The organism is Acinetobacter sp. YH12236 (assembly GCF_013417645.1).
Taxonomy (GTDB): domain Bacteria; phylum Pseudomonadota; class Gammaproteobacteria; order Pseudomonadales; family Moraxellaceae; genus Acinetobacter.
The window spans coordinates 24,981-48,689 of the sequence record NZ_VPDM01000025.1 but is presented as its reverse complement, the minus strand read 5'-3'; the positions used below and the strand labels follow the sequence as shown (position 1 = coordinate 48,689).

Annotated in this window: 23 protein-coding genes, 6 pseudogenes and 1 other annotated feature; of the genes and pseudogenes, 13 read left to right on the top strand and 16 right to left on the bottom strand. The window is 42.0% G+C overall.

Annotated elements, in window-relative coordinates; translation table 11 throughout:
• Nucleotides 1-637: 637 nt before the first annotated feature.
• Together FTV14_RS16155 and FTV14_RS11535 are read left to right on the top strand one after the other, a co-directional pair.
• A pseudogene (locus FTV14_RS16155) lies at nt 638-739 on the top strand (recombinase); the annotation flags it as partial.
• 185 nt (nt 740-924) lie between these two features.
• Nucleotides 925-2,124, top strand: coding sequence for an integrase arm-type DNA-binding domain-containing protein (locus tag FTV14_RS11535; RefSeq protein ID WP_005245164.1), 1,200 nt, complete (start codon nt 925-927; stop codon nt 2,122-2,124).
• 41 nt (nt 2,125-2,165) lie between these two features.
• Here the strand turns inward: FTV14_RS11535 and FTV14_RS11530 are convergent, their stop codons facing one another.
• Nucleotides 2,166-2,579, bottom strand: a complete 414-nt coding sequence (locus tag FTV14_RS11530; RefSeq protein ID WP_005245163.1) for a Cd(II)/Pb(II)-responsive transcriptional regulator — start codon at nt 2,577-2,579, stop codon at nt 2,166-2,168.
• Nucleotides 2,580-2,658: 79 nt separating this feature from the next.
• On the opposite strand from FTV14_RS11530, the gene FTV14_RS11525 reads away from it, so the two are divergent.
• Both FTV14_RS11525 and FTV14_RS11520 read left to right on the top strand, forming a co-directional pair.
• Nucleotides 2,659-3,390 (top strand): transglutaminase family protein, encoded by a 732-nt coding sequence (locus FTV14_RS11525; RefSeq protein ID WP_005245162.1) that lies wholly within the window; start codon nt 2,659-2,661, stop codon nt 3,388-3,390.
• Entirely contained in the window at nt 3,377-4,264 is an 888-nt protein-coding gene (locus FTV14_RS11520; RefSeq protein ID WP_127800877.1) for a cation diffusion facilitator family transporter, read from the top strand. Before FTV14_RS11525 ends, FTV14_RS11520 begins: the two co-directional genes overlap by 14 nt.
• Before the next feature lie 84 nt (nt 4,265-4,348).
• On the opposite strand, the pseudogene FTV14_RS11515 reads toward FTV14_RS11520, so the two are convergent.
• A pseudogene (locus FTV14_RS11515) lies at nt 4,349-4,573 on the bottom strand (efflux RND transporter permease subunit); the annotation flags it as partial.
• Between FTV14_RS11515 and FTV14_RS11510 the strand changes: the two are divergent.
• Nucleotides 4,573-4,716: pseudogene (locus tag FTV14_RS11510) on the top strand (antitoxin HicB); the annotation flags it as partial. The pseudogenes FTV14_RS11515 and FTV14_RS11510 sit on opposite strands and share 1 nt — an antisense overlap.
• Before the next feature lie 252 nt (nt 4,717-4,968).
• Here FTV14_RS11510 and FTV14_RS11505 read toward each other — a convergent pair.
• Entirely contained in the window at nt 4,969-5,220 is a 252-nt protein-coding gene (locus tag FTV14_RS11505) for a hypothetical protein (protein ID WP_004658363.1), read from the bottom strand.
• A gap of 194 nt (nt 5,221-5,414) precedes the next feature.
• On the opposite strand from FTV14_RS11505, the gene FTV14_RS11500 reads away from it, so the two are divergent.
• Complete coding sequence (locus tag FTV14_RS11500; RefSeq protein ID WP_004658364.1) at nt 5,415-5,636, top strand: helix-turn-helix transcriptional regulator; 222 nt, start codon at nt 5,415-5,417, stop codon at nt 5,634-5,636.
• Between the two features lie 172 nt (nt 5,637-5,808).
• On the opposite strand, the gene FTV14_RS11495 is transcribed toward FTV14_RS11500, so the two are convergent.
• Nucleotides 5,809-6,953, bottom strand: a protein-coding gene (locus tag FTV14_RS11495) for an IS3-like element ISAba14 family transposase (RefSeq protein WP_099046175.1) whose coding sequence is annotated in 2 segments (ribosomal slippage) — nt 5,809-6,689 and nt 6,689-6,953 — 1,146 coding nt in all. Because the reading frame shifts where the segments join, the coding sequence is not laid out codon by codon here.
• A gap of 277 nt (nt 6,954-7,230) precedes the next feature.
• On the opposite strand from FTV14_RS11495, the gene FTV14_RS11490 reads away from it, so the two are divergent.
• Nucleotides 7,231-8,019, top strand: coding sequence for an aminoglycoside adenylyltransferase domain-containing protein (locus tag FTV14_RS11490; RefSeq protein ID WP_038350081.1), 789 nt, complete (start codon nt 7,231-7,233; stop codon nt 8,017-8,019).
• A gap of 126 nt (nt 8,020-8,145) precedes the next feature.
• Here the strand turns inward: FTV14_RS11490 and FTV14_RS11485 are convergent, their stop codons facing one another.
• The gene (locus FTV14_RS11485) at nt 8,146-8,604 is read right to left on the bottom strand and encodes a DUF523 domain-containing protein (protein WP_077170035.1); all 459 of its coding nucleotides are present in this window, start codon (nt 8,602-8,604) and stop codon (nt 8,146-8,148) included.
• A 234-nt stretch (nt 8,605-8,838) separates the two neighbouring features.
• A protein-coding gene (locus FTV14_RS11480; protein WP_119285041.1) for an IS3 family transposase occupies nt 8,839-10,004 on the bottom strand; the annotation gives its coding sequence in 2 pieces (ribosomal slippage) (nt 8,839-9,746 and nt 9,746-10,004; 1,167 coding nt in all).
• Between the two features lie 192 nt (nt 10,005-10,196).
• On the opposite strand from FTV14_RS11480, the gene FTV14_RS11475 reads away from it, so the two are divergent.
• Nucleotides 10,197-11,690: an IS91-like element ISVsa3 family transposase gene (locus FTV14_RS11475; RefSeq protein ID WP_001120888.1), complete on the top strand. Its 1,494-nt coding sequence runs from the start codon at nt 10,197-10,199 to the stop codon at nt 11,688-11,690.
• A 673-nt stretch (nt 11,691-12,363) separates the two neighbouring features.
• On the top strand, nt 12,364-13,251 hold the full coding sequence (gene mph / locus FTV14_RS11465; RefSeq protein ID WP_071830579.1) for an Mph(E)/Mph(G) family macrolide 2'-phosphotransferase: 888 nt from the start codon (nt 12,364-12,366) through the stop codon (nt 13,249-13,251).
• 73 nt (nt 13,252-13,324) lie between these two features.
• Here the strand turns inward: mph and FTV14_RS11460 are convergent, their stop codons facing one another.
• The 3 genes from FTV14_RS11460 to sul2 all read right to left on the bottom strand — a co-directional run bounded on the left by FTV14_RS11460 (nt 13,325) and on the right by sul2 (nt 15,001).
• Complete coding sequence (locus tag FTV14_RS11460; RefSeq protein ID WP_071830580.1) at nt 13,325-13,789, bottom strand: ATP-binding protein; 465 nt, start codon at nt 13,787-13,789, stop codon at nt 13,325-13,327.
• Nucleotides 13,790-13,850: 61 nt separating this feature from the next.
• Entirely contained in the window at nt 13,851-14,099 is a 249-nt protein-coding gene (locus FTV14_RS11455; RefSeq protein WP_071830581.1) for a phosphoglucosamine mutase, read from the bottom strand.
• Between the two features lie 86 nt (nt 14,100-14,185).
• On the bottom strand, nt 14,186-15,001 hold the full coding sequence (sul2, locus tag FTV14_RS11450) for a sulfonamide-resistant dihydropteroate synthase Sul2 (RefSeq protein ID WP_001043260.1): 816 nt from the start codon (nt 14,999-15,001) through the stop codon (nt 14,186-14,188).
• An 89-nt stretch (nt 15,002-15,090) separates the two neighbouring features.
• Between sul2 and FTV14_RS11445 the strand changes: the two are divergent.
• Nucleotides 15,091-15,318: pseudogene (locus FTV14_RS11445) on the top strand (IS4 family transposase); the annotation flags it as partial.
• Nucleotides 15,319-15,515: 197 nt separating this feature from the next.
• Here FTV14_RS11445 and FTV14_RS11440 read toward each other — a convergent pair.
• From FTV14_RS11440 to FTV14_RS11420, 6 genes and pseudogenes are all read right to left on the bottom strand, one after another.
• The gene (locus FTV14_RS11440; protein WP_109354582.1) at nt 15,516-16,196 is read right to left on the bottom strand and encodes a LysR family substrate-binding domain-containing protein; all 681 of its coding nucleotides are present in this window, start codon (nt 16,194-16,196) and stop codon (nt 15,516-15,518) included.
• Nucleotides 16,197-16,199: 3 nt separating this feature from the next.
• A pseudogene (locus FTV14_RS16150) lies at nt 16,200-16,499 on the bottom strand (LysR family transcriptional regulator); the annotation flags it as partial.
• Nucleotides 16,500-16,526: 27 nt separating this feature from the next.
• Nucleotides 16,527-17,741, bottom strand: a complete 1,215-nt coding sequence (gene floR / locus FTV14_RS11435; RefSeq protein ID WP_000214122.1) for a chloramphenicol/florfenicol efflux MFS transporter FloR — start codon at nt 17,739-17,741, stop codon at nt 16,527-16,529.
• 151 nt (nt 17,742-17,892) lie between these two features.
• A pseudogene (locus tag FTV14_RS11430) lies at nt 17,893-18,865 on the bottom strand (IS3 family transposase).
• Nucleotides 18,460-18,576: a sequence feature (AL1L pseudoknot), on the bottom strand. (Overlaps the previous pseudogene by 117 nt.)
• 182 nt (nt 18,866-19,047) lie before the next feature.
• Nucleotides 19,048-19,614 (bottom strand): recombinase family protein, encoded by a 567-nt coding sequence (locus FTV14_RS11425; RefSeq protein ID WP_006581699.1) that lies wholly within the window; start codon nt 19,612-19,614, stop codon nt 19,048-19,050.
• A gap of 466 nt (nt 19,615-20,080) precedes the next feature.
• Nucleotides 20,081-21,406, bottom strand: a complete 1,326-nt coding sequence (locus tag FTV14_RS11420; RefSeq protein ID WP_179989167.1) for an ISNCY family transposase — start codon at nt 21,404-21,406, stop codon at nt 20,081-20,083.
• A 168-nt stretch (nt 21,407-21,574) separates the two neighbouring features.
• On the opposite strand from FTV14_RS11420, the gene FTV14_RS11415 reads away from it, so the two are divergent.
• Complete coding sequence (locus FTV14_RS11415) at nt 21,575-22,657, top strand: hypothetical protein (protein ID WP_004969299.1); 1,083 nt, start codon at nt 21,575-21,577, stop codon at nt 22,655-22,657.
• A gap of 93 nt (nt 22,658-22,750) precedes the next feature.
• Here the strand turns inward: FTV14_RS11415 and FTV14_RS16070 are convergent, their stop codons facing one another.
• On the bottom strand, nt 22,751-22,876 hold the full coding sequence (locus tag FTV14_RS16070; protein ID WP_004969301.1) for a hypothetical protein: 126 nt from the start codon (nt 22,874-22,876) through the stop codon (nt 22,751-22,753).
• 216 nt (nt 22,877-23,092) lie between these two features.
• On the opposite strand from FTV14_RS16070, the gene FTV14_RS11410 reads away from it, so the two are divergent.
• Nucleotides 23,093-23,389 carry a type II toxin-antitoxin system RelE/ParE family toxin gene (locus FTV14_RS11410; protein WP_004647749.1) on the top strand — a complete coding sequence of 99 codons (297 nt, stop codon included), beginning with the start codon at nt 23,093-23,095 and terminating at the stop codon, nt 23,387-23,389.
• Between the two features lies 1 nt (nt 23,390).
• Entirely contained in the window at nt 23,391-23,681 is a 291-nt protein-coding gene (locus tag FTV14_RS11405; protein ID WP_004969304.1) for an addiction module antidote protein, read from the top strand.
• Nucleotides 23,682-23,709 lie beyond the last annotated feature (28 nt).

The window sequence follows — 23,709 nt, the reverse complement described above, 5'->3', positions numbered from 1 at the left end:
CCCCAACAGTAATAAGCCTGATCGTTCACCGATTGAAGGAATAGTTTGCAGTAATTTCAAATCCTGTTTCAATGTTGGATCTTGATCTATGTGATTATTTATTAACTTATCAATATGTTCAAGTTGCCGATTTAAATAGGCTTTGTTGCATAAACATTTTGCAAGGCACTGATTTTTAAAGGTTTGTGAAAATTTCAACCTAAGAATAAATTTAATAAAATCATATTCTTAGGTATTTGTGCAACAAAGCCGATCCGAATCGGAAGCCAAAAAGCTTTTGGGGCAGATTATTAGGACGGAAGTGAATTCATAGTAACTGTCCAAATGAAAGAAGAATCAGTGTCCTTTACGATAAGAATATGCAATTTATCTAAGAATTATATTGCTGAATAAGCTTTTAAGAATATAGGTTTGGGCAATAAAGCCTTTAAATTCTATTACTGAATAAACCCTAAGTGGCCGATTTGGAATAGGAATGAGTGGTAGGGTGCGAATAGGAATAGGTGGTAGGTTTATGCTGGAATATGCATTGAGTCCAATCCTTGATCGTGGAGACTATTGTATTAGAAACAATAGCAGACCTAAAAGGCTTTACTGGTATCCATTGATTATTCAATAACATTAAATAGAGCCGTGAGACGTTGAAAGGCTCACAGAGTGGGAGGTAAAGTATATCCTCATCTCTCGTAAAACAGCTGACGAAGTCCGAGATAGAATCATTGCGTCAAAAAAAACGTGATATTTGAGAACTAAAAAAGAAGTGGTACTCCTACTGGTTACTAAAATTAAAGTATATTGAATAATAAATTTATAAAACAATACTTTACAAATCTATATGATGCGTAGTGTACGCATCATACATAAAGCGTTCTATTTTGATATAATTGATCCAATCAACCCATTGTTAGGTTTCATTTAAATTCCATGAGTCTTACTGAAATTAAAGTTCGCCAAGCTCATTGTAAGGAAAAAACCAGTTTTTTATCCGATGAAGATGGGCTTAGCCTGAAGATTGAGCCGAGTGGAAGAAAATCTTGGTGCTATCGCTATACAGATCCACAAACTAAAAAACGTCGACGCATTCAGTTAGGTCGTTATCCTGATTTATCGCTGAAAAAGGCACGACAAGTCAGAGATGACTTTAAAGACAATGATTTCTGTTTTGAACAAGATACTGCCTCTAATGTCATCACCTTTGGTAAGGTCGGGGAGGAGTGGTTACAGTTCAAACTGAAAAATGCCTTCAACGATCTACCCCGCTGTGGTGTACTACAGTTAGCAGAAAGATGCTTACAGCAAGATATTTATCCAGACCTTCAGGATCTACCTTTTCAAAACATCAAGCGTTATGACCTGGTTTCAGTAATCAAAAAAATAGAGGGACGCCAAGTAAAAGAACCTGTCAAGAAAGCTTGTAGTTATTTGAACCAAATTTATGACTACGCTGTAGCGATGGGTTATTGTGAATTCAACATCGCGCATGGTTTAAATAAAATCGCCATTAACAGTAAAATCAAGAAAAATTATCCGTATTTGAAAGCGGAGGATATATCTGATTTTAAGTATAAATTACAAAAATTGGATGCCCATCCGATTATTAAAAAAGCACTGCTGTTCAAATTACATACTGGCGTGCGAGGGGCTGAATTGTTATTGGCTGAGCCTCATCATTTTGATTTAAATGAAAAAGTCTGGAAAATACCTGCCTTGCATATTAAACAGTTTCGACGAAAAGTCATATTAGGCCATGAGATTCCCGACTTCTTAGTTCCACTTTCAGATCAGGCTTTAGATATTTTAAAAGACGTCATGCAATGGTCATACGGTGAAAAGTACATTTTTGCTAGCCCACGGAAACATAATCAACCGATTCATTTTAATACATTAAATATGGCTATACGTAAGATGGGCTATGGAAAACATCAATTATCCTCTCATGGACTACGTTCCACTTTTAGTACCATTTTGAATGACTCAGGTTTGTTCCAGGATAACTGGATTGAGGCACAACTTTCACATATTGATAAGAACCGTACCCGTGCCAGCTATAATCACGCTGACTATTTAGCCCAGCGGACTGAAATGATGCAGTGGTGGGGTGATTATTTAAGTACTGCTAAGTGAAAATCGTACTTTTATACATAGACTTAAAACATTATGGGGTTTCAAATGGATAGTAAACAATATACTTGCCGTGTTACATGGTCAGCAGAATATAATGAGTATGTTGGGTTGTTCGAACCACAAGCACTAGCCATTTGTTGTAATTCAGCTTTAAGCGCCCTTAATTCTTTCATGCGTTTATTCACTAGTGCAAGTTGCTGATCAATTAATGCATTAACGCTAGAGCAGCTTTCTTCTGGCTTATTTTTTAATTCGATAAGACGTTTAATATCATTGAGTGATATATCTAGGCTGCGACAATGCTTTACGAATTCCAATTGTTTAAGTGCTTTGCTATCATACAGCCTGAAATTACCTTCTGAACGATTTGGATTTAACAGTAATCCTTCTCTTTCATAATATCTAATCGTTTGTATTGAACAGCCCGATTTTTTTGACAATTCGCCTATTTTCATCAATTTCCCCCAGACATTTGACTCTATAGTTACTATAGAGTCTATAGTATAAGTATGCAACGAAAAGGATATATAAAAAATGACTGAGAAATATTTAAACAATACGAATATCGTTAATTTTGAACACAAAGATATCCAATCCTTGATCGATCAACGTAGGTGGAAAAACTTGGATAACTTCAACAAAATTGGTGCCGCTTATCAGTTTGTAAAAGATGAGATTTTCTTTGGTTATAATGAAAGCGATGATATTGCAGCAAGCGATGTGCTAGCAGATGGTTATGGACAATGTAATACTAAGGGTAATCTGTTAATGGCACTATTGCGTGGACTAGGCATTCAATGCCGATTTCATGGGTTTACCATAGACCAGCAACTACAAAAAGGTGCTATCCCAAGCTATGTATTTTGGTTAGCACCTAAATACATCATTCATAGTTGGGTAGAAGTTTACTTTGAAGGGCGTTGGATAAACTTAGAGGGCTTTATATTGGATGAGCAATACTTAAGCTCTCTACAGGAGAAATTTGACCAAGTAAAAGATGATTTTTGTGGTTATGGTGTTGCAACAAAGTGCTTTTCATCACCAGATACAGATTGGCGTGGAGAAAATACCTATATTCAAAAAGAAGGTATTCATGATGACTTTGGGCTTTATGATTCCCCTGATGAGTTCTATCTCGAAAAAGGGACTAACTTGTCGGGGTTCAAACGCTGGATATATCAACGCTTGATACGTCACTTGATTAATATGAATGTATCAAAACTAAGAAATAGAAAAGTACTAGAGGTACAAAATGCACAACCATAATCATAGTCATCAACATGGTAAAGATGACCGTATTGGTTGGGCATTTTTCCTTAATGTGACATTCACTATTATCGAATTTATAGGTGGTTGGCTCACTAACAGTACGGCGATAATGGCAGATGCAGTTCACGATCTTGGTGATAGTCTTTCAATAGGTTTTGCGTGGATTTTAAGTCGTTTTTCAGATAAAGAAGCATCAGATAAGTTTAGTTATGGTTATCGTAGACTTACTCTCTTTGGCGCATTGATAAACAGTATTGTTTTAATCATTGGCTCAATTTGGATTTTATTTGAAGCAATTCCAAAGCTGTCCAATCCTGAAATGCCTGTAGTCGAGGGGATGTTAGGGCTAGCGATACTCGGCGTTGCCGTTAACGGATATGCTGTATTAAAATTAAAAGCGGGTGAAACATTAAATGAGAAAGTGCTGACATGGCACCTTCTTGAAGATGTACTTGGATGGGTTGCCGTTCTTATAGTCTCTATCGTACTGTTGTTCGCTGAACTGCCGATATTAGATCCCCTTTTATCAATAGGGTTCACGCTGTTCATCTTGTTTAATGTTTTCAAAAACCTGAAATCAACACTCGTTTTATTTCTTCAAGCTGCACCCGATAAAGAGACTCAAAAGCGTATTAAACTATCACTAATGGAATTTCCTGAAGTTAATGGTATCCACCACATGCACTTTTGGTCACTAGATGGTGAAAGTCACGTTTTAACAGCGCACCTTGAGCTGAGTGACAACTTTGACGTTAAAGAATTAATTAGGCTTAAACAAGAAGTTGCAGCTAAATTATCTTCCTATCATTTATCGCATACAACGATAGAGTTTGAGTTTTTAAATGAAAATTGTCGGGATGAAGCGCAGTAAGCTTTATCAATAAAATGTTGGGCATACAATATTAAAAGCAGCTTAATTAGGCATAACCTAGTAATTAAGCTGCTTTTTTTGATTTTAAATTTCGTCGGATTGCTGTTTGCTACTCTCAGAGCCATGCGCCCATTGATATAAAATAGGCAATACAAACAAAGTTAAAATTGTAGAAGATACAATACCGCCGATAACAACTGTTGCTAGTGGTCGTTGTACTTCTGCACCAATTCCAGTGTTTAACGCCATTGGAATAAAACCTAAACTTGCGACCAGTGCCGTCATTAAAATAGGTCTTAAACGAATGATGTGCTGAGTTTCCATCATTGTCTTGGCTTGATGCGGATCAGTCTAAAGCATTCTCAGGAATAGAGGAGCTCGTTGCTGATGTTGTCGCTGATATGATTAGCAATAATGAAAAAGTTCCTACACCACTCTCCGGGAAAATATAGTAGGCAGTTTGTTGTCCTTGTTCTCAGTGGTTCAACAAAAACTAGCCCTCGAAGCCGCAGAACGTGGCGTGGACATAAATTGTTTAGTATCAGTAAAAAGAGCGATGTAATTTTAGTACGAGTGAGTGATAGAGCAGGAACCTATGCTTCATATATTCAGTAAATGGTATGTTTTTGAATTAATAGGTATTTTTAAATAAAGCTTTCTTTGATTTAGTGCTTTTTATTTAATAAATTAATTTTAAAAACAACTTAGGCTAATTGATAAACACTATCTGGAAAGATTAAAAGAAAATATTTTTTAATTTCTGCTAATTCATTTAAGGCAGGTTCCCTTTCAAGCAGTTGAAATGTCCAAATAAGTACAGCCTGATGATTATCATAGCAAGTATTTACTCCAAGAAAATTAGCCATTCCATAACTTCTATTGATGTTCATTTCTTTAATTAATTGATTTCCTAAGTCACGAGCTTGCTGGCTGATCAATAACTCATTTGGTAACACGGCGGTCATCTCCACAAAATAATCTAATGCAGGTTCAATCCTTATATTTAAAAAGTTATAATTTAGTTGAAATGGATAAAATATACTTTCTATAAGTTGTAATAACCTGCTGTAGGTTAATTTTAGCAAAGTATTACTCAGTCAACAACTTCAAATAACCCACAGCAAGTTATTTTTTGTAAATTAATTTAAATATGATTACTTGTAAGTTATCTAGCCTCATGGGCGATAGAAAAATTTTAAAATTAAGTGAAGTGGTGCATGCAACAGGTATCAATCGCAACACGCTCACAAGTATGTATTATGACCGTGCTGTACGTATTGAATTACCAGTCGCCGATAAGTTGTGTAAGTACTTTAACTGTACGATGAATGATTTGTTTGAGTTTAAGGAAGAAGTTGAAGAAAAAGATTAACTTAATACTTCGTTTGATAAGTTTTTCGAAGAAAAAGACTAGCCAATACTTAGTTTGATAAGTTTTTCTCTGCAGATCTAATATTGAATTTTATAAAATATCATTACAAACAGAGGTGGTTCCACTTGTTTGAACAACTAAAAGCGTATTTATAAGTGATATTCCGCTCTAGTTAAGCCACCTTGTTTTGTTGGGGTAGCTGATCATAGTAAAACTCATTTGGTGTCATTTTGTCTAGACTCGAATGAGGTCGTTTCAGATTATAAAACTCAAAATATGCACTCAATTGCTTTTTCGCATCTGTGACACTGCTATAAGCTTTGAGATACACCTCTTCATATTTAACGCTCCGCCATAATCGTTCAACCATCACATTATCTACCCATCGACCTTTACCATCCATACTGATTTGAATGCCATTTGATTTCAATACATCAATAAATGCATCACTGGTGAACTGACTGCCTTGGTCTGTATTCAATATTTCAGGTGATCCATATTTTTCAATCGCTTCATTTAAAGCCGAAATACAAAAATCCACCTCCATACTAATCGATACCCTATGCGCAAGTACCTTGCGGCTATGCCAATCAATCACAGCACATAAATAAACAAAGCCTTTTGCCATAGGGATATACGTTATATCAGTAGACCACACTTGATTACTGCGCTGAATAGCCAATCCTTTGAGCAGATATGGATATTTACGGTGAGCTTGATTAGCCTGGCTTAAATTTGGTTTGCAATATAACGCCTGAATACCCATTTTCTTCATTAAAGTACGTGTATGACGTCGTCCTATATGATGCCCTTGACGATTCAACAAATCACGCATCATACGACTGCCTGCAAAAGGATATTGCATATGTAATTCATCAATACATCGCATCAGCTTCAGATCTGATGAGCTAACAGGTTTTGGGCGATAATAATAACAACCACGAGAGACTTTCAGTAACTTAGCTTGTTTAGATACTGAAATCTGAAGTGAGTGATCGATTAACTTTTGTGGTTGAAGCGGCCCAGTTTCTTCAACACACCTTCTAAAAAATCAATTTCTAATGCCTGCTCACCGATTTTTGCATGTAACTTTTTAAGATCAATGGGAGGTTCTGATGGAGCTTTTGATTGATCGAAAGCTTGTGAGGAAGCTGAGATCAATTGATTTTTCCAGTCAATAATTTGGTTTTGATGAACATCAAACTCAGAACTCAATTCAGCAAGTGTTTTTTCTGCTTTGATCGCAGCAAGTGCTACCTTAGCCTTAAAGTCGTTTGAATGATTTCTTCTTGGTCTACGTGCCATAAAATACTCCATATATTGATGTTTATAACATCATTTGAGGAGCAGAGTATCACTTATAGGAGTTGTTCAAATTTCCGGATCCATCTCTAAGTGAGGAGGAAATGACTCTTACTATTCAGATGTTGTTTCAAGCTTTTTTTGATTGATAGAGTTTTATGTATTAAACTCTATATTGAAAGTAAATATATTGTAAAAATAGTATGTTATTTACTAATTGATTAAATTATTTACACTTATTCTGTATAATGCTCTATGAATTCATTACTTATTTTTTTAAATTAAAAATCATATGCAAAGCTTAAATGATGAAGAGTGTCGCCAAGTTGAAAGTGTAAAACAGCTTTTACAAAAAAATTTTAAAGATAAGCTTTATGCTATTTATTTATATGGTTCGTATGTTGATGGTGGTTTAAAACATAAAAGTGATCTTGATATTTTAGTTATTATTGAACGTGAAATTACCGATCAGGAAAGAAAACAATTAGCGCAGAATTTTCTAAATATATCTGTTCCGATTGGTCATGCTACAGCGCGTGCCTTAGAAATTACGATATTAGAAAAAGGGAGTATTACCAATAAAAATCATCCATATACATATCAGCTACAATATGGCGAGTGGTTGAGAGAAGAATTACTCAAAGGTGAATTACTTTATAGTCAATCTGATCCAGATATTAGTATTTTACTTAAAACTGCCCAATTACATAACATTACTATCTTTGGACCTGATATTTGCGATTGGTTAAATCCAATTAGCTATGAACAATTAATATTTGCCATGCAAAAAACTTATCCACAAATTATTGCTCATTGGAAAGACGATCAGGATGAATGTAATCAAATTTTAGCGCTATGCCGTATAGCTTATACATTAGATCATAAAACAATAGTTGCCAAGGATGTTGCTGCGACATGGTTTTTAGAATTCTTAAGTCAGATAGATCAAGACATTTTGCAACTCATAATAGATGAATATATTGGGCAAGGTCATGAGCAATGTTGGTTAGTTTTACATGATCAGCTTGCTAAAATTGTTAAAGAATTACAGCATAAAATTGAACCACTACTTTTTAACTGATGTGGAAGTAATGGATATGCTTCTTAGATTATTACCTCACTATATCTCTAAATACCGAAGAGACTTGATATTGCAAAGGGGGGCGTGGTTGGAGTTGCATGAAGATTTTAAATAAAAGCGGAGGAACTAGGGTAAAAGTTGCCAAAAAGTTTCTTCTGAAATGACTTTTATATTATGACGTTTAAGCAAAGCGGAGGTAACTCCATTGCCATAGATCTTATTCCCATTAAATTGACCATCGTAAATCATTGAACTACCACATGAAGGGCTATTTTCTTTAAGCACTACCAGAGTAGCTTTTAATAATTGAACTTTTTTTAAAGTTCTATATGCCCCTTCAATATAGATTGAAGTCACATCCTTTCCTGATTTTTCAATTACACAGGCTTTTCCATCTAAGACATCATCGCCATTACCTCCCGAAATCTCGGCAGGTTCGCGTGGTGTTGATAAACCGCCAAGAATCTCTGGACATACCATAGTAGCTTTTCCATCTTTGACTAATTTTTCGATTTTTTCGTTTAAGCTATGCGTCCCGTTATAACGTACCTTTAAGCCAGCCAGACAAGAACTTACTAAAATCATATTTCCTCTATGAAAAAGATATGTATCGATTTGCTATTTAGCCAGTACCTATTATTTTTTAAAATTAATAGGTTAGTGCTATGGATAAAACAAGAATTTAAATATGATCAATGCAAAGTGAGTTATTTTTTTTCTAACCCACAAAGCTTATAGATTAGTTTGATCCTTTTTGTTTAGAAAATTTATCAACAGTGATGTGTGCTGAATTAGCAGGAGACTTTCACTTGGGAGATTCTAGGCAGCTAACCGATAAAAGTCTTCTGCCATTTGATTTGGTGTCTTAAAATCCAAGCCTTTTTGAATTCTTCGCTGATTATAAAATAACTCTATATATTTTGTAATATCCGCTTTGGCTTCTTCCCTTGTTTTGTAGTTGCGATGATGGACTAGTTCATTTTTGAGTATGCCCCAGAAACTCTCTATCGGTGCATTATCAAAGCAGTCGCCTTTTTTGCTCATTGAACCCTGAAAATCAAATTTCTCAAGTAAGTTTCGATATTCATTACTGCAATATTGGCTGCCTCTATCTGAATGTACAATGAGATCTTTAGCAGGTTTCTGATTGCGAATAGCCATATTCAATGCATCACAAACAAGCTTGGCTGTCATGCGCTCATTTAAGCTATAGCCAACAACCTGTTTCGTGTAAAGATCTTTGACAGCTGCCAAGTACAACCAGCCCTCAGCCGTCCAAATGTAGGTAATGTCACTCGACCACGCAAGATTAGGCTTCGTCATTGAAAACTGTTGCTTGAGTAAATTGTCATAAATAGAACGGTTGTGATCACTGTTCGTGGTTCTTTTGAAACGCTTATGGCGCTTACAATACAACTGATTTGATTTTTTTATTTGGCGCACAGCATACGTACTTATTTTGATACCTTGCGCTTGTAAATGCTTGGTTAATCGAACATAGCCATAGCTTTGTTTGGTTTCTTCATGGGCTATTTTGACCAAAATTGTCTGCTGATTTCGCTGAATTGATCTTTTACTCATGCCTCGCTTTAGCCAATCATAAAAGCGAGAAACGGATACACGAAGTAATCGAGCCATTAAAATAATCGGAAATAAGTGGCTTTGCGATTTCATATAGGCGTACCTCACTGACTTTCTTTGGCAAAGTACGCTGCTGCCTTTTTTAAAAATTCACGTTCCATTTCAGCTGTTTTGAGCTGTTGTTTAAGCTTCTTATTTTCTTCGAGTAAGGCGTTTAGATCGGGCGAATACTGTTTTGTGCCTGCTAAAGTTCCAGCCTTTGCTTTGTTATTCCAGTTCGAAAGGGTTTGCATTGAAATGCCAAGTTGTCTAGCGGATTCCGATACATTACCTTGGTTCTCTTCAATGGCTTTTATGGCTTCAGCTTTAAATTCTGCGGTGTAAGTCTTCTGTTTCTTGCTCATGGTAAACTCCTAATGAGTATGTATAGTTTACCAAGTTAAACCCTCCTGTTTTTTAAGCACACATCAATAGAGTGGGAGTGACGGGCACTGGCTGGCAATGTCTAGCAACGGCAGGCATTTCGGCTGAGGGTAAAAGAACTTTCCGCTAAGCGATAGACTGTATGTAAACACAGTATTGCAAGGACGCGGAACATGCCTCATGTGGCGGCCAGGACGGCCAGCCGGGATCGGGATACTGGTCGTTACCAGAGCCACCGACCCGAGCAAACCCTTCTCTATCAGATCGTTGACGAGTATTACCCGGCATTCGCTGCGCTTATGGCAGAGCAGGGAAAGGAATTGCCGGGCTATGTGCAACGGGAATTTGAAGAATTTCTCCAATGCGGGCGGCTGGAGCATGGCTTTCTACGGGTTCGCTGCGAGTCTTGCCACGCCGAGCACCTGGTCGCTTTCAGCTGTAAGCGTCGCGGTTTCTGCCCGAGCTGTGGGGCGCGGCGGATGGCCGAAAGTGCCGCCTTGCTGGTTGATGAAGTACTGCCTGAACAACCCATGCGTCAGTGGGTGTTGAGCTTCCCGTTTCAGCTGCGTTTCCTGTTTGCCAGCCGGCCCGAGATCATGGGGTGGGTGCTGGGCATCGTTTACCGCGTCATTGCCACGCACCTGGTCAAGAAAGCGGGCCATACCCACCAAGTGGCCAAGACGGGCGCGGTCACCCTGATCCAGCGTTTTGGATCGGCGCTCAATCTGAATGTTCACTTCCACATGCTGTTTCTCGACGGTGTGTATGTCGAGCAATCCCACGGCTCAGCGCGTTTCCGCTGGGTCAAGGCGCCGACCAGCCCAGAGCTCACCCAGCTGACGCACACCATCGCCCACCGGGTGGGTCGCTATCTGGAACGGCAAGGCCTGCTGGAACGGGATGTCGAAAACAGCTATCTGGCCTCGGATGCGGTGGATGACGACCCGATGACACCCCTGCTGGGGCACTCGATCACTTACCGTATCGCTGTCGGTTCACAGGCGGGGCGAAAGGTGTTCACTTTGCAAACTCTGCCGACCAGTGGTGATCCGTTCGGTGACGGGATTGGCAAGGTAGCCGGGTCCAGCCTGCACGCCGGCGTGGCGGCCAGGGCCGATGAACGCAAGAAGCTCGAACGGCTGTGCCGGTACATCAGCCGCCCGGCGGTATCCGAGAAGCGGCTGTCGTTAACACGAGGCGGCAACGTGCGCTACCAGCTCAAGACGCCGTACCGGGACGGCACCACGCACGTCATTTTCGAACCATTGGATTTCATTGCAAGGCTGGCCGCCCTGGTACCGAAGCCCAGAGTCAACCTAACCCGCTTCCACGGGGTGTTCGCACCCAACAGTCGGCACCGGGCGTTGGTCACGCCGGCAAAACGGGGCAGGGGCAACAAGGTCAGGGTGGCTGATGAACCGGCAACACCAGCACAACGGCGAGCGTCGATGACATGGGCGCAACGGCTCAAGCGTGTTTTCAATATCGACATCGAGACCTGCAGCGGCTGCGGCGGCGCCATGAAAGTCATCGCCTGCATTGAAGACCCTATAGTGATCAAGCAGATCCTTGATCACCTGAAGCACAAAGCCGAAACCAGCGGGACCAGGGCGTTACCCGAAAGCCGGGCGCCACCGGCTGAGCTGCTCCTGGGTCTGTTTGACTGACGAGCCTGAAGGCCAACGATACCAATCAAAATGCTGCGTTCACAGCGCCGCGGCAGGGATCCGCCGTGCTGGTTGTCGGAAAAGGAGCCGCTAGTGGGAAAGAGGAGGGTAAATTTTCAGCGTTGCTGGCTCCCCGTCAGCCGGATTGGGTTGCATCGCAGGGGTGTCGAAAGAGTCAACTGCGGTCCAAAGCTGTTGGACTTGGGTGAAAAGGGCGTTTATTCTTCCTATACGTGAACCGCATCCTACGGAATGAGTAACCCTTGCCCTATTGTGAGTAGAACGTCGTATAATTCAAACGAAAGCAGTTAATAGGTATGAAATATCACAGCACAAAAGAGCGACAGGACATGTTTAGATGATGTTATTATAAAATAATAACATCATGGATGAATAAAAAATAATTTTCTATCTTTACAACTATGTTATACTTCTATGATAAGGCTATGATGGCAAAGCCTTGGTTTTCCTAATCAAATAGTCGCCGAGATGGCTTCAATGCGACAGTAGGTCTACTGTCTCACAATTAATTCATGTATCAGATTTTTGTTCCCTGATGGGAAGTGTTATCCATACGAAAAGAATATGGGTAAAGTGTTACACCTGTATATGACATTCAGAATGTCCTGTCGGGGGAACTGGTACCAATTTAATAAAAGAAAACAGTATAGAAATGACAATCGAAGATATGCAAACATTAGCCCTAGAGCATGGGCTGAGAATTTCGGAAGAGATGAGCGTCAATGAGATGGGCATCGACTTTAGAGTTGCCTTTGTAAAGGAAGTAAACGGTGAGAACTGGGTACTCCGTATACCTCGAAGAAGCGATATGCTTGAACAAATCGAAAATGAAAGTAGAATATTGGATTTAGCCAAAAGAAACCTGTCGATCAATGTCCCTGATTGGAAAATTGTATCGGAGCGCCTAATAGCCTACCCTTTACTGGAGGATGCGCCTGCTCTGACATTCGATGCGATAACACATGAGGTTTCTTGGAACATAGATCGCGATAGCATAGCTTATGTGGAGTCTCTGGCAAAATCATTGGCCGAATTACATCGTATTACAGCTGACGATGTGAGAAAGAGCAACTTGAAAATAATGACTCCAAGTGAATTGAGGACCGAAATAGCTGACCGTATCCACTTGGTGAAATCTGAGATAGGTATCAGCGAGCCGTTGGAAAACAGATACCGTAGATGGTTGGACAATGACCCTTTGTGGCCTGAATTCACTTGTTTCATCCATGGCGATCTCTATGCAGGGCATGTCTTAACCTCGAAGGAAGGTAAGACCTCTGGTATCATAGATTGGTCTACTGCGCATATGGGTGATCCTGCACTGGACTTTTCTGGTCACGTATCGGTTTTTGGAGAGGATAGCCTGAAGAGTTTGATAACGGAGTATGCTAAACAAGGCGGAACGATATGGGATAGGCTCTACGAACAATCTATAGAGAGGGCTGCTGCAGCTCCATTAGCATATGGCGCTTTTGCGGTAGAGTGCAACGACGATAATCATATCAATGCCGCCAGAGCAGCCTTAGGTATTGTTCAATAAAATGATGTGAGGATACTTTTTTAAATGCTAAAATAGGAGTTCGATTGGTGCCACTTAAGAGTATCATTGATTTCTATTTTAGCCAGTATCCTCCACTTTTAGGAGCTCCTCGAAACTCGATTTTATGATCATCTCTTAAGATTTTGAGCCACCGCTCTACTATCTTGACAGGAACTAATAGCTCGTTTACTAAAAATGGTGCACGCTTTCCTGGATTAGTTCTTATCTGATTAAATAGTAGATTTACTCCCTCACTTACTCCCTCATTAGATTCGAAAAGTAGCTTTGATGAGACAATAACTCGAAAACCGTGCTGGAAATTTTCAAAGACAGGGGGACGCAGACCATAGGATGCGAAGCCTTCTTGGATTCGTTTGATGCCTGACCCATATTTTTCAATAAAATGCGCTTCTTTGAACGTGGCAGATATCCTTTTATTGCGCGCCCATGGCGAGTAATCTTCACGAAGAAGCTGATCAATCGTTAAGTTATCAGCTAAACCACCTGGATTGAAAAACTCTATGGAATTGTAATACACCCTGATTATGGAATCGGCAAATTAATTTGGACTTGGGTGAAAAGGGCGTTTATTCTTCCTATTACGTTGTCGGCAGCGGGCCAAAAAGGAATACGTCCATGCCCATCGAGGTGAAACCGGCTGTGAGCGCGGGTTCAAGCATATAGCCCGACAGGCGCGTATCCTTGCCGATCACGACACGATGGCGGTGGTCACCGCGACGAAAGACACGGCCAGCCGCCATGCCGACGCGCAAGGCGGTTTCCGCCGTCATCGCGCCTTCGTTGGCTTTGCCACGAATACCGTCTGTGCCGAAATATTTGCGCACCATAAGGTCGATTATCCTGTCGTCGGGTCGCCCTCAAAGGGGACATGCCTGCTGAACCGCGAATATAGAGAAATATCCCGAATGTGCAGTTAACGAATTCTTGCGGTTTCTTTCAGCGCCGCCAATACCGCCAGCCCGTCGCGCAAGGGGCGCGGCTCGTGTGTGCGGATGAAGTCAGCTCCACCTGCGGCGGCGGCAAGCTCTGCAGCGAGTGTCGCGGCCCCGACATCCCCCGGACCACGGCCTGTGAGCGCGCGCAGAAAGGATTTGCGCGAAACAGACAGAAGCACCGGCAAATCGAAGCGCAGCCGCAATTCATCGAACCGCGCCAGCACCGAGAGCGAGGTTTCGGGAGCAGCCCCCAGAAAAAACCCCATGCCGGGATCAAGGACAAGGCGGTTGCGTTTGATACCGGCACCCGTCAGCGCCGCGATGCGCGCGTCAAAGAACGCCGCAATGTGATCCATGATGTCGCCAGCGGGTGCCTCGCGCCGATCTGCCTGCCCGTCTTGCACCGAATGCATAACGACGAGTTTGGCAGATGATTTCGCCAATTGCGGATAGAACGCAGCGTCTGGAAAACCGCGAATATCATTGAGATAGGCCACACCACGCGACAAGGCATAGGCTTGCGTCGCGGGTTGATAACTGTCGAGCGAGACGGGAATGCCATCTGCCTTGAGCGCGTCCAGCACCGGCGCGATACGCGCGATTTCTGTGTCGGACGAAACAGGCGCGGCGTCGGGATTGCTGGATGCCGGACCGAGGTCGATCACATCTGCCCCCTCGGCCATCAGCTTACGCGCCTGCGCAATGGCTGCGTCTGGCGCCAGATACCGGCCTCCATCGGAGAAACTGTCCGAGGTTATGTTGACGATGCCGAAAATGATGAGCGATTTATTCATGGGGGCTTCTATAATAATCTCTGTACACGACAAAAATAGATAACTCATTGAAATAATGTCACAATAATTGTTTTCTAACGACGAATACTATGACACATCTCAATGAGTTATATCTTATCTTAAACAAATCTCTAAAATGGAACAAGTCACATTTAAAGTGCTTTGCGCTCATCATGCTTGTGATTATTTTAAAGCAAACATGTAATCTTTCTTCTGCATCTAAAGCCTTGCCCATCAAGTGTTTACCACAATCATTTTATCGACGTATGCAGCGCTTCTTTGCAGGTCAGTATTTTGATTATCGTCAAATTTCTCAGTGTCATCACCAGAACGATGGTGATGACTACGGCGATCTGACCCCAAAGGATTCGGCCTCCGCGCAATGCAGGCTCCAGTCGGCAAAAGAGACGGAGCCGATCAGAGAGTAGGCAAAATCGGGACGGGCAACAGGAAAGAGGATGCCGGAGGGCTGCCGGATACTATCGGCGGCAAATAGGATGGATCGCCTGTGCCGTTATCGTGCCGGTCGAGTGCCATCCAGGAAACGATTGGGCGAATCGCCGTCACGCTTCATTTTGCCTGCGAGGTTGAGTAGATTTTTCAGTGCGGAGTTGCGATTGAACGGCGACCAGACGGCTGTAAAGGCAACCGGCTCCGGTTCATCGAGGAAGGGCAGGAAGACGATGCCGGTCGTCGGCAACAATGACGTTGCCTCGCCGACGATAGTGATGCCGAAGCCTTGTCCGACCATAGATAGCAGCGTGTCGCGCCCCACATCAAAGCGCCGGATCGACGGTGCGGGCCAACGCCCGGCAAGGCGCAGCACGATATGGTCATGGACCTGCGGGCCGGTGCCACCATAGCGAACAATGAAAGTCTCGCCGACCAGATCGGACCAAGTGATTGCGGACTGCCCGGCGAGGCGATGCCCATCCGATAGCACGGCCACCAGCGGTTCGGTCCAGATCGGTCGGGTATGGCAGTCGGGCATCTCGGGCTTGCCCGCGACGAACACCACGTCGAGCTGGTCAGCACGAAGCTGCATCACCGCATCGCGGGCTGTGCCTTCGGTGATCTCAACCTCAATGCCCGTATGTTCTTCCCGATAATGACGGATCAGCTCCGTGAGAAAGCTGCGTGGGATTAAGGCATGGATGCCGATGCGAAGCCGGCCGTATTCTCCTTGAGCTGTCATGCCTGCGGTCTTCACTGCGTGATCGAGTTGATCGACACCCGCCGTGACACGCTCCATGAAGTGCCTGCCTGCGTCTGTTAGCCGAACGCCCCGCGCATGGCGCTCAAATAGCAGGACACCAAGGTTATCCTCCAGCGCTTTCACACGCGCGCTGACGCTCGACTGGCTGATACCAAGTGCCTTGGCCGCATGCCGAAAATTCAGATGCTCGGCGACGGCGATGAACTGAACAAGGGAAATGAGCGGTATCCTGCCAGACAGGATACCGACATTCACGAGGTTTCGATGGTTAGTGCGCCGCATCGGAGCGGGCCTGCTACCAGTCGTCGGTTAGACGACTGGCGACTTCTCGGTGGCAGCCCCACGGAGCCGAAGGAGCACCAGCCCCAACGAAACCAGTACCGCCATCGCCGTGGCGTAACAGATCACGGGCCACGCTGTGTCACCGTTTAAAAGTGCCACCGCCAATGTCCCGACAATGCTGACTATCAGGCTTTGAACGCAGAAGTAGAACGCGACCGCTGATCCCGCGATGTCGTCGAACTCTGCCAAAGCGCCGTTCGCGGTAACGGACACCGTGAAGACAATACCGACCGCGACAACCCACATCGGTAGGATGAAGGTGAGGAATGACGGCGAGCCGTAAAGTTCGCCGATCCCCAACAGGACCGCTCCGCAAACAAGCAACGCCATCCCACGCGCCACGCATCCTGCGATGCCCCATCTGGCGACAAAGGACTTCGCGAAACGGGTTGTCACGATCATTACAAGCGCGACAGTGGCGAAGGCAAAGCTGAATCCGATCTCGGAATATTCCGCTTGGCCTATGAGCACACGGGGAGCCGTCGAGAAGAAGACGAAGTAGGTGCCCATACCGGCGCTAAAGCCGACAGTGTAAACCCAAAAAGCCGGACTCGCGAAGATCGGCAAGACAGATCGGCGCGTCTTGACTTGATCCAGAGGGCGGGTTTCGTGCCACCTGAAACCCGCATTTAGGAGTGCGAGCATCGCCAGTATAGCCAAAGTAATGAATATCGCCTGCCATCCCAAGAACTCGCCGATCAATACTCCGGCGATAGGGCCGAGCGCAGGCACGAACGCCAGCATCGAACTGAAAAGGCCGTAGATGACGACACCCTCAGGACGGTTGGCATAAACGTCGCGAACCGTCGCGAACGTCGCCACCAGCATGGCCGACGCGCCCACTGCTTGAAGTAGACGGAAAGCGACAAAGGCCGGTGCAGTTGAAGACCAAGCTGCTCCCAGAGACGCAATGACGAAAGCCGTTGCGCCCGCAAGTAGAATTGGCCGTCGCCCGATTCTGTCTGAGAGCGGACCAAAAATCACCTGGCCCACGCCGAGCATCACCATATAGAGGCTCAACGTGAGTTGGATCATAGCGGGCGTCGTGTTCAGGATGCCGGGCATCGCTGGAACGACAGGGAGATAAATATCCATCGCCAGTGAAGCGAGGATGTCGAAAGGAGCCATCAGCAGCAGTGCTGCCGGCAGCGTATAGGCCCACGCGGGGCGTGTGGTGGTCATGACGAATCAACCCTCGATTAAGGAATACCGGGCGACGTCTGCTCGTCAGCAATCAGATGAGACTAGCCTTACAGAGCGCCGCAACAACAATACTGGTTGTTGCGGCTTACTTGTCTGCTGACTTGGAATTTCCCATCTGATTACTCCACGCTTACGAATATGAATTGCTACATTTTATCCGATTATCTTTTGCTTTGCAATGCGGCATGGGCGCACTCAGCGTTCCAGCCCCCTCTGCCGCCCTAAATGCTTGCTCCAATGCATCGAGCACCATATCTGTATTCATCCGTGTCGATACTTTCCATCCAACAATTGCTCGTGAGAACACATCAATAATAAATGCAGTATAAACCCAGCCTGAATTTGTTTGAATATACGTAAAGTCACTCACCCACAGTTGGTCAGGATGATCAGCAGTAAAATTACGTTTTACCAAGTCATCCGCTCGTTTTTGATCATCTCGGCTACGGGTGGTTTGTTTGTTCTTACCACGCCAAACACCTTTTATACCTAGCTTTTGCATTAATCGAGCAACAGTACAGCGCGCAATAATATAGCCTTCACGTTTCAGTTTTTGCCAGACTTTACGTACACCATACCGACCTGAACTTTCCTTCCAAATTCGTTTAATCTCCTCAGCATGATGCAAGTCATGTAAATCTCGCTTTGCTCGATGTTCTGGATTTTCACAGAGATCTAGAGTCCGGTAATAGGTTGAAGGTGCGATCGGTAAAATTCTACAAATCGCCTCGACTCCGTACAGCTCTTTATTATTATGGATAAAATCCACCATTATTTGTGTGGGCGGTCGAGCTCCGCCTGGGCGAAAAAAGCGGCTGCTTTACGTAGAATTTCATTGGCGCGTTGCAGTTCTTTATTTTCGCGTTCGAGTTGTTTGATACGTTCTTGGTCTGAAAGCTGCTGTACTTTAACTGGATTTTGTTTATCTAAATATTTTTGATACCAAACACGTAGTGTTTCAGGAGTACAACCCTTGCGCAGTATACTGCTCAGGGAGCAATAGCGGTGATCGCAGCCCAATTCGATGGATAATCTTTCTCGGATTCAATCAATAATTGAACCGCTCTTTCTCTGATTTCAGGGGTATATTTTACTTTTTTCATCGGGACATTCTCTCAGAAAGCTTGGTCTCCGACAAACCCGGTACGGTTCAAAAATCTTCCATTGATTTATTTATATCTGTTAAACCAGTCGCATTATGAAATGTAATATAAGTAGAAATTTCAGTATAAATGGTCATGATCTTTTCTAAATTTGAATATCTAAGCGTCTTCATTAATCAACCTTATTGATTATTAGTTTCTTCTTTTAAAGCTCTTTGTACTGTTGCTATCCCTACTTTAAACTTTTCTGCAACACCTCTAAATGTTGAATTTTCTTCAGCCATTGCTTTTCGTATTTCAACATAGTCAACCTTCCGCTTTCTTCCCTTATATAAGCCCTTCGCTTTGGCTTTTGCAATTCCTTCCTTTTGACGCTCACGGATCATGGAGCGTTCAAACTCTGCAAATGCAGCAAGCATCTGAAACATGAGTTTATTTATTGCCGATTGTGCTACATCATGACTGAAGGTCAAATTCTCTTTATGAAAAATAATGGTTATACCACGATCATTCAGACTATTCACAATTTCGTTCAGATCATTTGTATTACGTGCCAGACGATCAATACTATGAACATGCACCGTATCACCTTCACGCAGATAGTCGAGCATTGCATTTAACTGAGGACGTTCACGGCTACCACCGCTTGCCTTTTCAGTAAAGGTCTTATCCAGGCTGATTCCATCTAATTGACGTTCAGTATTTTGTTCAGTTGAACTGACTCGAATATATCCGACCTGATTAGGCATTCTGTACCGTTAGAGTTTAGATAATTAAATACATATTGTACCGAAATTAAATATTAAGTCTATAAATACGGTTTTTGAGTTGCTTTTTAAGACTTTATTTTGTTCCGTTAGGCTATACTCTATAGTTACATAATTCGTGATTTAAAGAGACCTAGAAAAAGAGAAATGGTATTTATTTGAGCTAATCAAAGTTGAGAAACTTTAGAATTCTTGCGTTAGTCAAATTTTAAGCAGCCAAAAGCTATATTTTATGAGGTTTTAGCCAATTCAAAAATTAGATAAACTATACTTTCGCAAGAGGTCTTTTGATTAAATAATAAGCGTGGAACGTGAAAAATCATAAAAAAAGCCCACCTTGGGGAAGATGGGCTATCAACTAGAAACTACAGCATTGATTTCTATAGAGAATTATAACGCTGTTATTCCTAAGTAGTAATGTCCTACCTTAAAACCAAATAGAAATGTCCTATACAGACATTTCCAAGTCAAGCACAGGATTCAGATTTCGTTCTTTGATTACTGTCTTCTGTGCACGTCTGCTTGGCATAGATTGAGAACGATTACGTTTGTTTTGCTGTTCCAATTCTTCATGCTGTTGTTGAATATGATTGAGAACTGCACCTAAACGTTTATTCTCAACAATCTCTCGCTGGTTAAGCTGACTTAATTTATCGAAGATGCTGTAATTGATTTTTCTTCCCTGATATTCAATCGCGACTGTACCATCCGGGTATTCCAGGAACTCAAGATACTTACTAATCAATCTTTGGTTTTCTTCCGTGTTTTCCAGGAGATATACGCATTTATCATAAGTAATCGTCAGGCTATTCGTGACTCTGCGGGGTTCACGCCAGGTAAAAATATCATCTAATTCTTCGGCTGTTTCAGTGACAGTCCGGTGTAGATCCTTGGGATTAAAGGCCATCTTGGCAAACTTCTGATTGAATTGCTCAATGAAGCAGGGTAGCCAGGCATTCGCTTGTTCAATCGAACAGATGCCTTCCAGGCGCATTTCTTTGATCAGACGGTCCTGAAGCGTTCTATTGGCTCGTTCTACACGGCCTTTGGCCTGTGGTGAATTAGCGAAGATAATATCGATATTCAGGGTGCTGAGTACGCGCCCAAATTGCGTAATCTTGGTGTCTTTCTTGCTGCTTTGATTCACCCTGAAGACTGAATGTTTATCGCTGTAGAAGGCTAAAGGCTTACCATGCTGCTCAACATACAAACGTGTTGAAATCATATAGTCAAAGGCTGATTCTGACTCACAGAAGCGTAAGTGCTGCAATTTTCCTGTGGCGTCATCGATAAACACCAATAGACAGCATTTAGGGGCTCTTCCTTCAAACCAGTCATGATGTGAGCCATCAATTTGGATCAGTTCACCATAACAGTCCCGGTTATAACGAGGCTGATATGGGCGTTTCAGGCGTTTGGAGCGAGGAATCCATAAATCGGCTGCAATCATCCAGGAACGCAGGGTTTCCACTGAAATATCGAATCCATGAATGGTAGTCAGCTTTTCATGCGCTAAAGTGGGTCCGAAACCATGGAATTGCTCAGCAACCATATTGAGGCACTTGAGCCTGAGTTCTTCAGGAAGCCTGGAATTGCTGGTTTGACCACGACCGGCATGGGCTAATGCAGCTGGGCCTTGAGCTTTGTATTTTTGCAGTAAACGCCTGATCTGACGTTCTGAAATATGAAGTAGCTGAGCAGCCTGGGATTGAGTTATGCGTTGATCGCAGATTTCCTGCACGACCGACAATCGTTTAAGTTCTTTATCCGACATAGACACCAACATATCAAACCGTCCGCTTCGATAATCGCAAAAGCGCATATTCTAAAAGCGGACATTTTTACTTTGGAGAAACCGGACATTTCTATTTTGGAGTTACAAACGCATTTCGTATAAGGTGTATTATGTTAATTTTAGATTTTTTAAAAAATTAGGGCATCCATGAATCCTTTAGAATTCTACTGTTTAATATTGAAAAATATGGATAAAAACCTGGCTAAGAAACTAGGTAAAATTGAGAAAAAATATACTAATGTTCCATTTAAAAATGATGAAATAGCTAAAGTTAAAATTAAATCCGAATTTGCTTCAGAAATGGGGTTTTTCGTACTTAATTCAGCAACTTCTTTAGCTGTAGATGAAGAAAACTATAATTTTGCATACTGCTTAAAAATCTTAGAACTATATCCAATTAAGAATAACGATTTTTTTTATTGGAATGAGCATATAAAGCTATTTTCAGAATTAGAAAAAAATAATTTTTTATATGAAGATGTCTGCAAACTACATGATTTTCTGGTAAATAACTTTAGCTTTAACGGTGATTTAAAGAATATTATTAGTCATGAGATGCTTAGAAATTCTGGCGTCAATATACTGCTAATTTTAATTCACTTAGATCATTTAATTTCTAAGAAGTGGGGATTCCAATCAATCTCACTAAACCAAGCATTAAAGTTTAAGTTTAAAAATAAACGACCATACTTCCCATCAAAAACTTTTACAGATTTTCTTTTATTTATCTTAAAGATAAATGCAAAGTTTGAAGCAACAAAAGGACATAAAGTCGAGATTCTGAAGACTATTCCTCCAACTAATGGTTTTGAGCAATGGTTAGATCCTTCTCTCGAAGATGAACAAATTAAAGAATTTATACAACTAATTAAAAAAGTTAGAGAAAACAGAAGACTATGCTACTTGAATGAAGTCTATGAGTTCCTAGGTCTACCTTATGGTGAGTTTAAAAATGATGAAATTTATGAACAAGTCTCAGAAGAGAATTATTTATTCCTGAAAAATGAACTTCCAGAAGATAAGTGGTTTGAAAGTATTAATGCCATAGCTGGCCTATGGTTAATATATTTTTGGCAAGACTTTTATTATAAACATTTTCAAAAAACAGCCAGCGTTTCTACGTTAGCTACATCAGAAGATTTTATCGTGATATGGGAAGCCTTCCTGAAGAAATATCCTTCAGAAGGCCAATATCTTTGGCCTTCTGAATTGATATTACAAGATAAATAAATTTTTATTTACGAGGTGGATTATTGTCTCGGCCACCACCTGATGGATTTCCAGTAGTACTAGGCCAACCTGCTGTGCTCATAGTTTTCATCCTTATTTAGATTTCGTAGGTTTATGATTAGGATTCAATTGTCGGCTACGGTTGTCCTGATTCTGCGCATGTTGAATATTATTAGGATTTTTTACTGTAGCACGTTGATCATTCGCTGTTTGTGTCATTGCTTTCTCCTTAAAATGTTTGAACATCTGACAAGGAAAGTATGGCTTCAAAAAAATATGCATCTTGCCTGAAAAACAGTAAAAAAGTTTAAATTTTAACCAAAAAAATTATGTATTTAACATAATGGTGTTATACGAAATTAATGGATGTTCGTATAAATTACTTGCATATTGTATTCGATCGAATACAATATAGTGAGAAGATAAGGAATCCTCATGATTGAAATTAAACGTCTTCCAGAATTTGATGAATGGTTGGATGGCATTAAAGACAATATGACCCGTATCCGCCTGAATCGTCGATTAGATAAGGTTCAACGTGGAAACTGGGGAGACATTAAACCTCTCCAAGATGGCGTTTGGGAAATGAGAGAATTCTTCGGTTCTGGATGGAGGATGTATTACATCCAACATGGTGACGTTGTGATTGTAATGCTTGGTGGTGGAGATAAATCAACTCAACAACAAGACATCGATCGGGCAGTCAAACTATCGAAAACATTGGAGGATTAAAATGGTTAAAGTCGCTGATTTACCAAGTTTTGATATGGCTGAGTCGCTCAAAACTGAAGAAGACATTGTGATGTATCTCAATATGGTTCTTGAAGAAAATGATCCAGCTGAATTAGCCCATGCACTTGGTGTTATTGCTAAAGCTCGTGGCATGACTCAAATCGCTAAAGAAGCAGGGATTGGGCGTGAAGCACTCTACAAAGCCCTACGTCAGGATTCAGCACCACGTTTTGATACGATTAATCGTGTAGTAAATGCTTTAGGCTTAAAACTCACAGTACAACACGCTTAAAACTTTAAAAATATAGTAAAAATGGGAG

Excerpts from the sequence above, each read along its gene's own strand:
- FTV14_RS11405 (WP_004969304.1), top strand. The coding sequence starts at position 23,391 with ATGGTTAAAGTCGCTGATTTACCAAGTTTTGATATGGCTGAGTCGCTC.
- FTV14_RS11485 (WP_077170035.1), bottom strand. The coding sequence starts at position 8,604 with ATGATTTTAGTAAGTTCTTGTCTGGCTGGCTTAAAGGTACGTTATAAC.
- FTV14_RS11410 (WP_004647749.1), top strand. The coding sequence starts at position 23,093 with ATGATTGAAATTAAACGTCTTCCAGAATTTGATGAATGGTTGGATGGC.
- FTV14_RS11475 (WP_001120888.1), top strand. The coding sequence starts at position 10,197 with ATGCCTCATGTGGCGGCCAGGACGGCCAGCCGGGATCGGGATACTGGT.
- FTV14_RS11525 (WP_005245162.1), top strand. The coding sequence starts at position 2,659 with ATGACTGAGAAATATTTAAACAATACGAATATCGTTAATTTTGAACAC.
- FTV14_RS11500 (WP_004658364.1), top strand. The coding sequence starts at position 5,415 with ATGATTACTTGTAAGTTATCTAGCCTCATGGGCGATAGAAAAATTTTA.
- FTV14_RS11535 (WP_005245164.1), top strand. The coding sequence starts at position 925 with ATGAGTCTTACTGAAATTAAAGTTCGCCAAGCTCATTGTAAGGAAAAA.
- mph (WP_071830579.1), top strand. The coding sequence starts at position 12,364 with ATGACAATCGAAGATATGCAAACATTAGCCCTAGAGCATGGGCTGAGA.
- FTV14_RS11440 (WP_109354582.1), bottom strand. The coding sequence starts at position 16,196 with ATGACAGCTCAAGGAGAATACGGCCGGCTTCGCATCGGCATCCATGCC.
- FTV14_RS11420 (WP_179989167.1), bottom strand. The coding sequence starts at position 21,406 with ATGTCGGATAAAGAACTTAAACGATTGTCGGTCGTGCAGGAAATCTGC.
- FTV14_RS11415 (WP_004969299.1), top strand. The coding sequence starts at position 21,575 with ATGAATCCTTTAGAATTCTACTGTTTAATATTGAAAAATATGGATAAA.
- FTV14_RS16070 (WP_004969301.1), bottom strand. The coding sequence starts at position 22,876 with ATGACACAAACAGCGAATGATCAACGTGCTACAGTAAAAAATCCTAAT.
- FTV14_RS11425 (WP_006581699.1), bottom strand. The coding sequence starts at position 19,614 with ATGCCTAATCAGGTCGGATATATTCGAGTCAGTTCAACTGAACAAAAT.
- FTV14_RS11520 (WP_127800877.1), top strand. The coding sequence starts at position 3,377 with ATGCACAACCATAATCATAGTCATCAACATGGTAAAGATGACCGTATT.
- FTV14_RS11455 (WP_071830581.1), bottom strand. The coding sequence starts at position 14,099 with ATGGTGCGCAAATATTTCGGCACAGACGGTATTCGTGGCAAAGCCAAC.
- sul2 (WP_001043260.1), bottom strand. The coding sequence starts at position 15,001 with ATGAATAAATCGCTCATCATTTTCGGCATCGTCAACATAACCTCGGAC.
- FTV14_RS11530 (WP_005245163.1), bottom strand. The coding sequence starts at position 2,579 with ATGAAAATAGGCGAATTGTCAAAAAAATCGGGCTGTTCAATACAAACG.
- FTV14_RS11490 (WP_038350081.1), top strand. The coding sequence starts at position 7,231 with ATGCAAAGCTTAAATGATGAAGAGTGTCGCCAAGTTGAAAGTGTAAAA.
- floR (WP_000214122.1), bottom strand. The coding sequence starts at position 17,741 with ATGACCACCACACGCCCCGCGTGGGCCTATACGCTGCCGGCAGCACTG.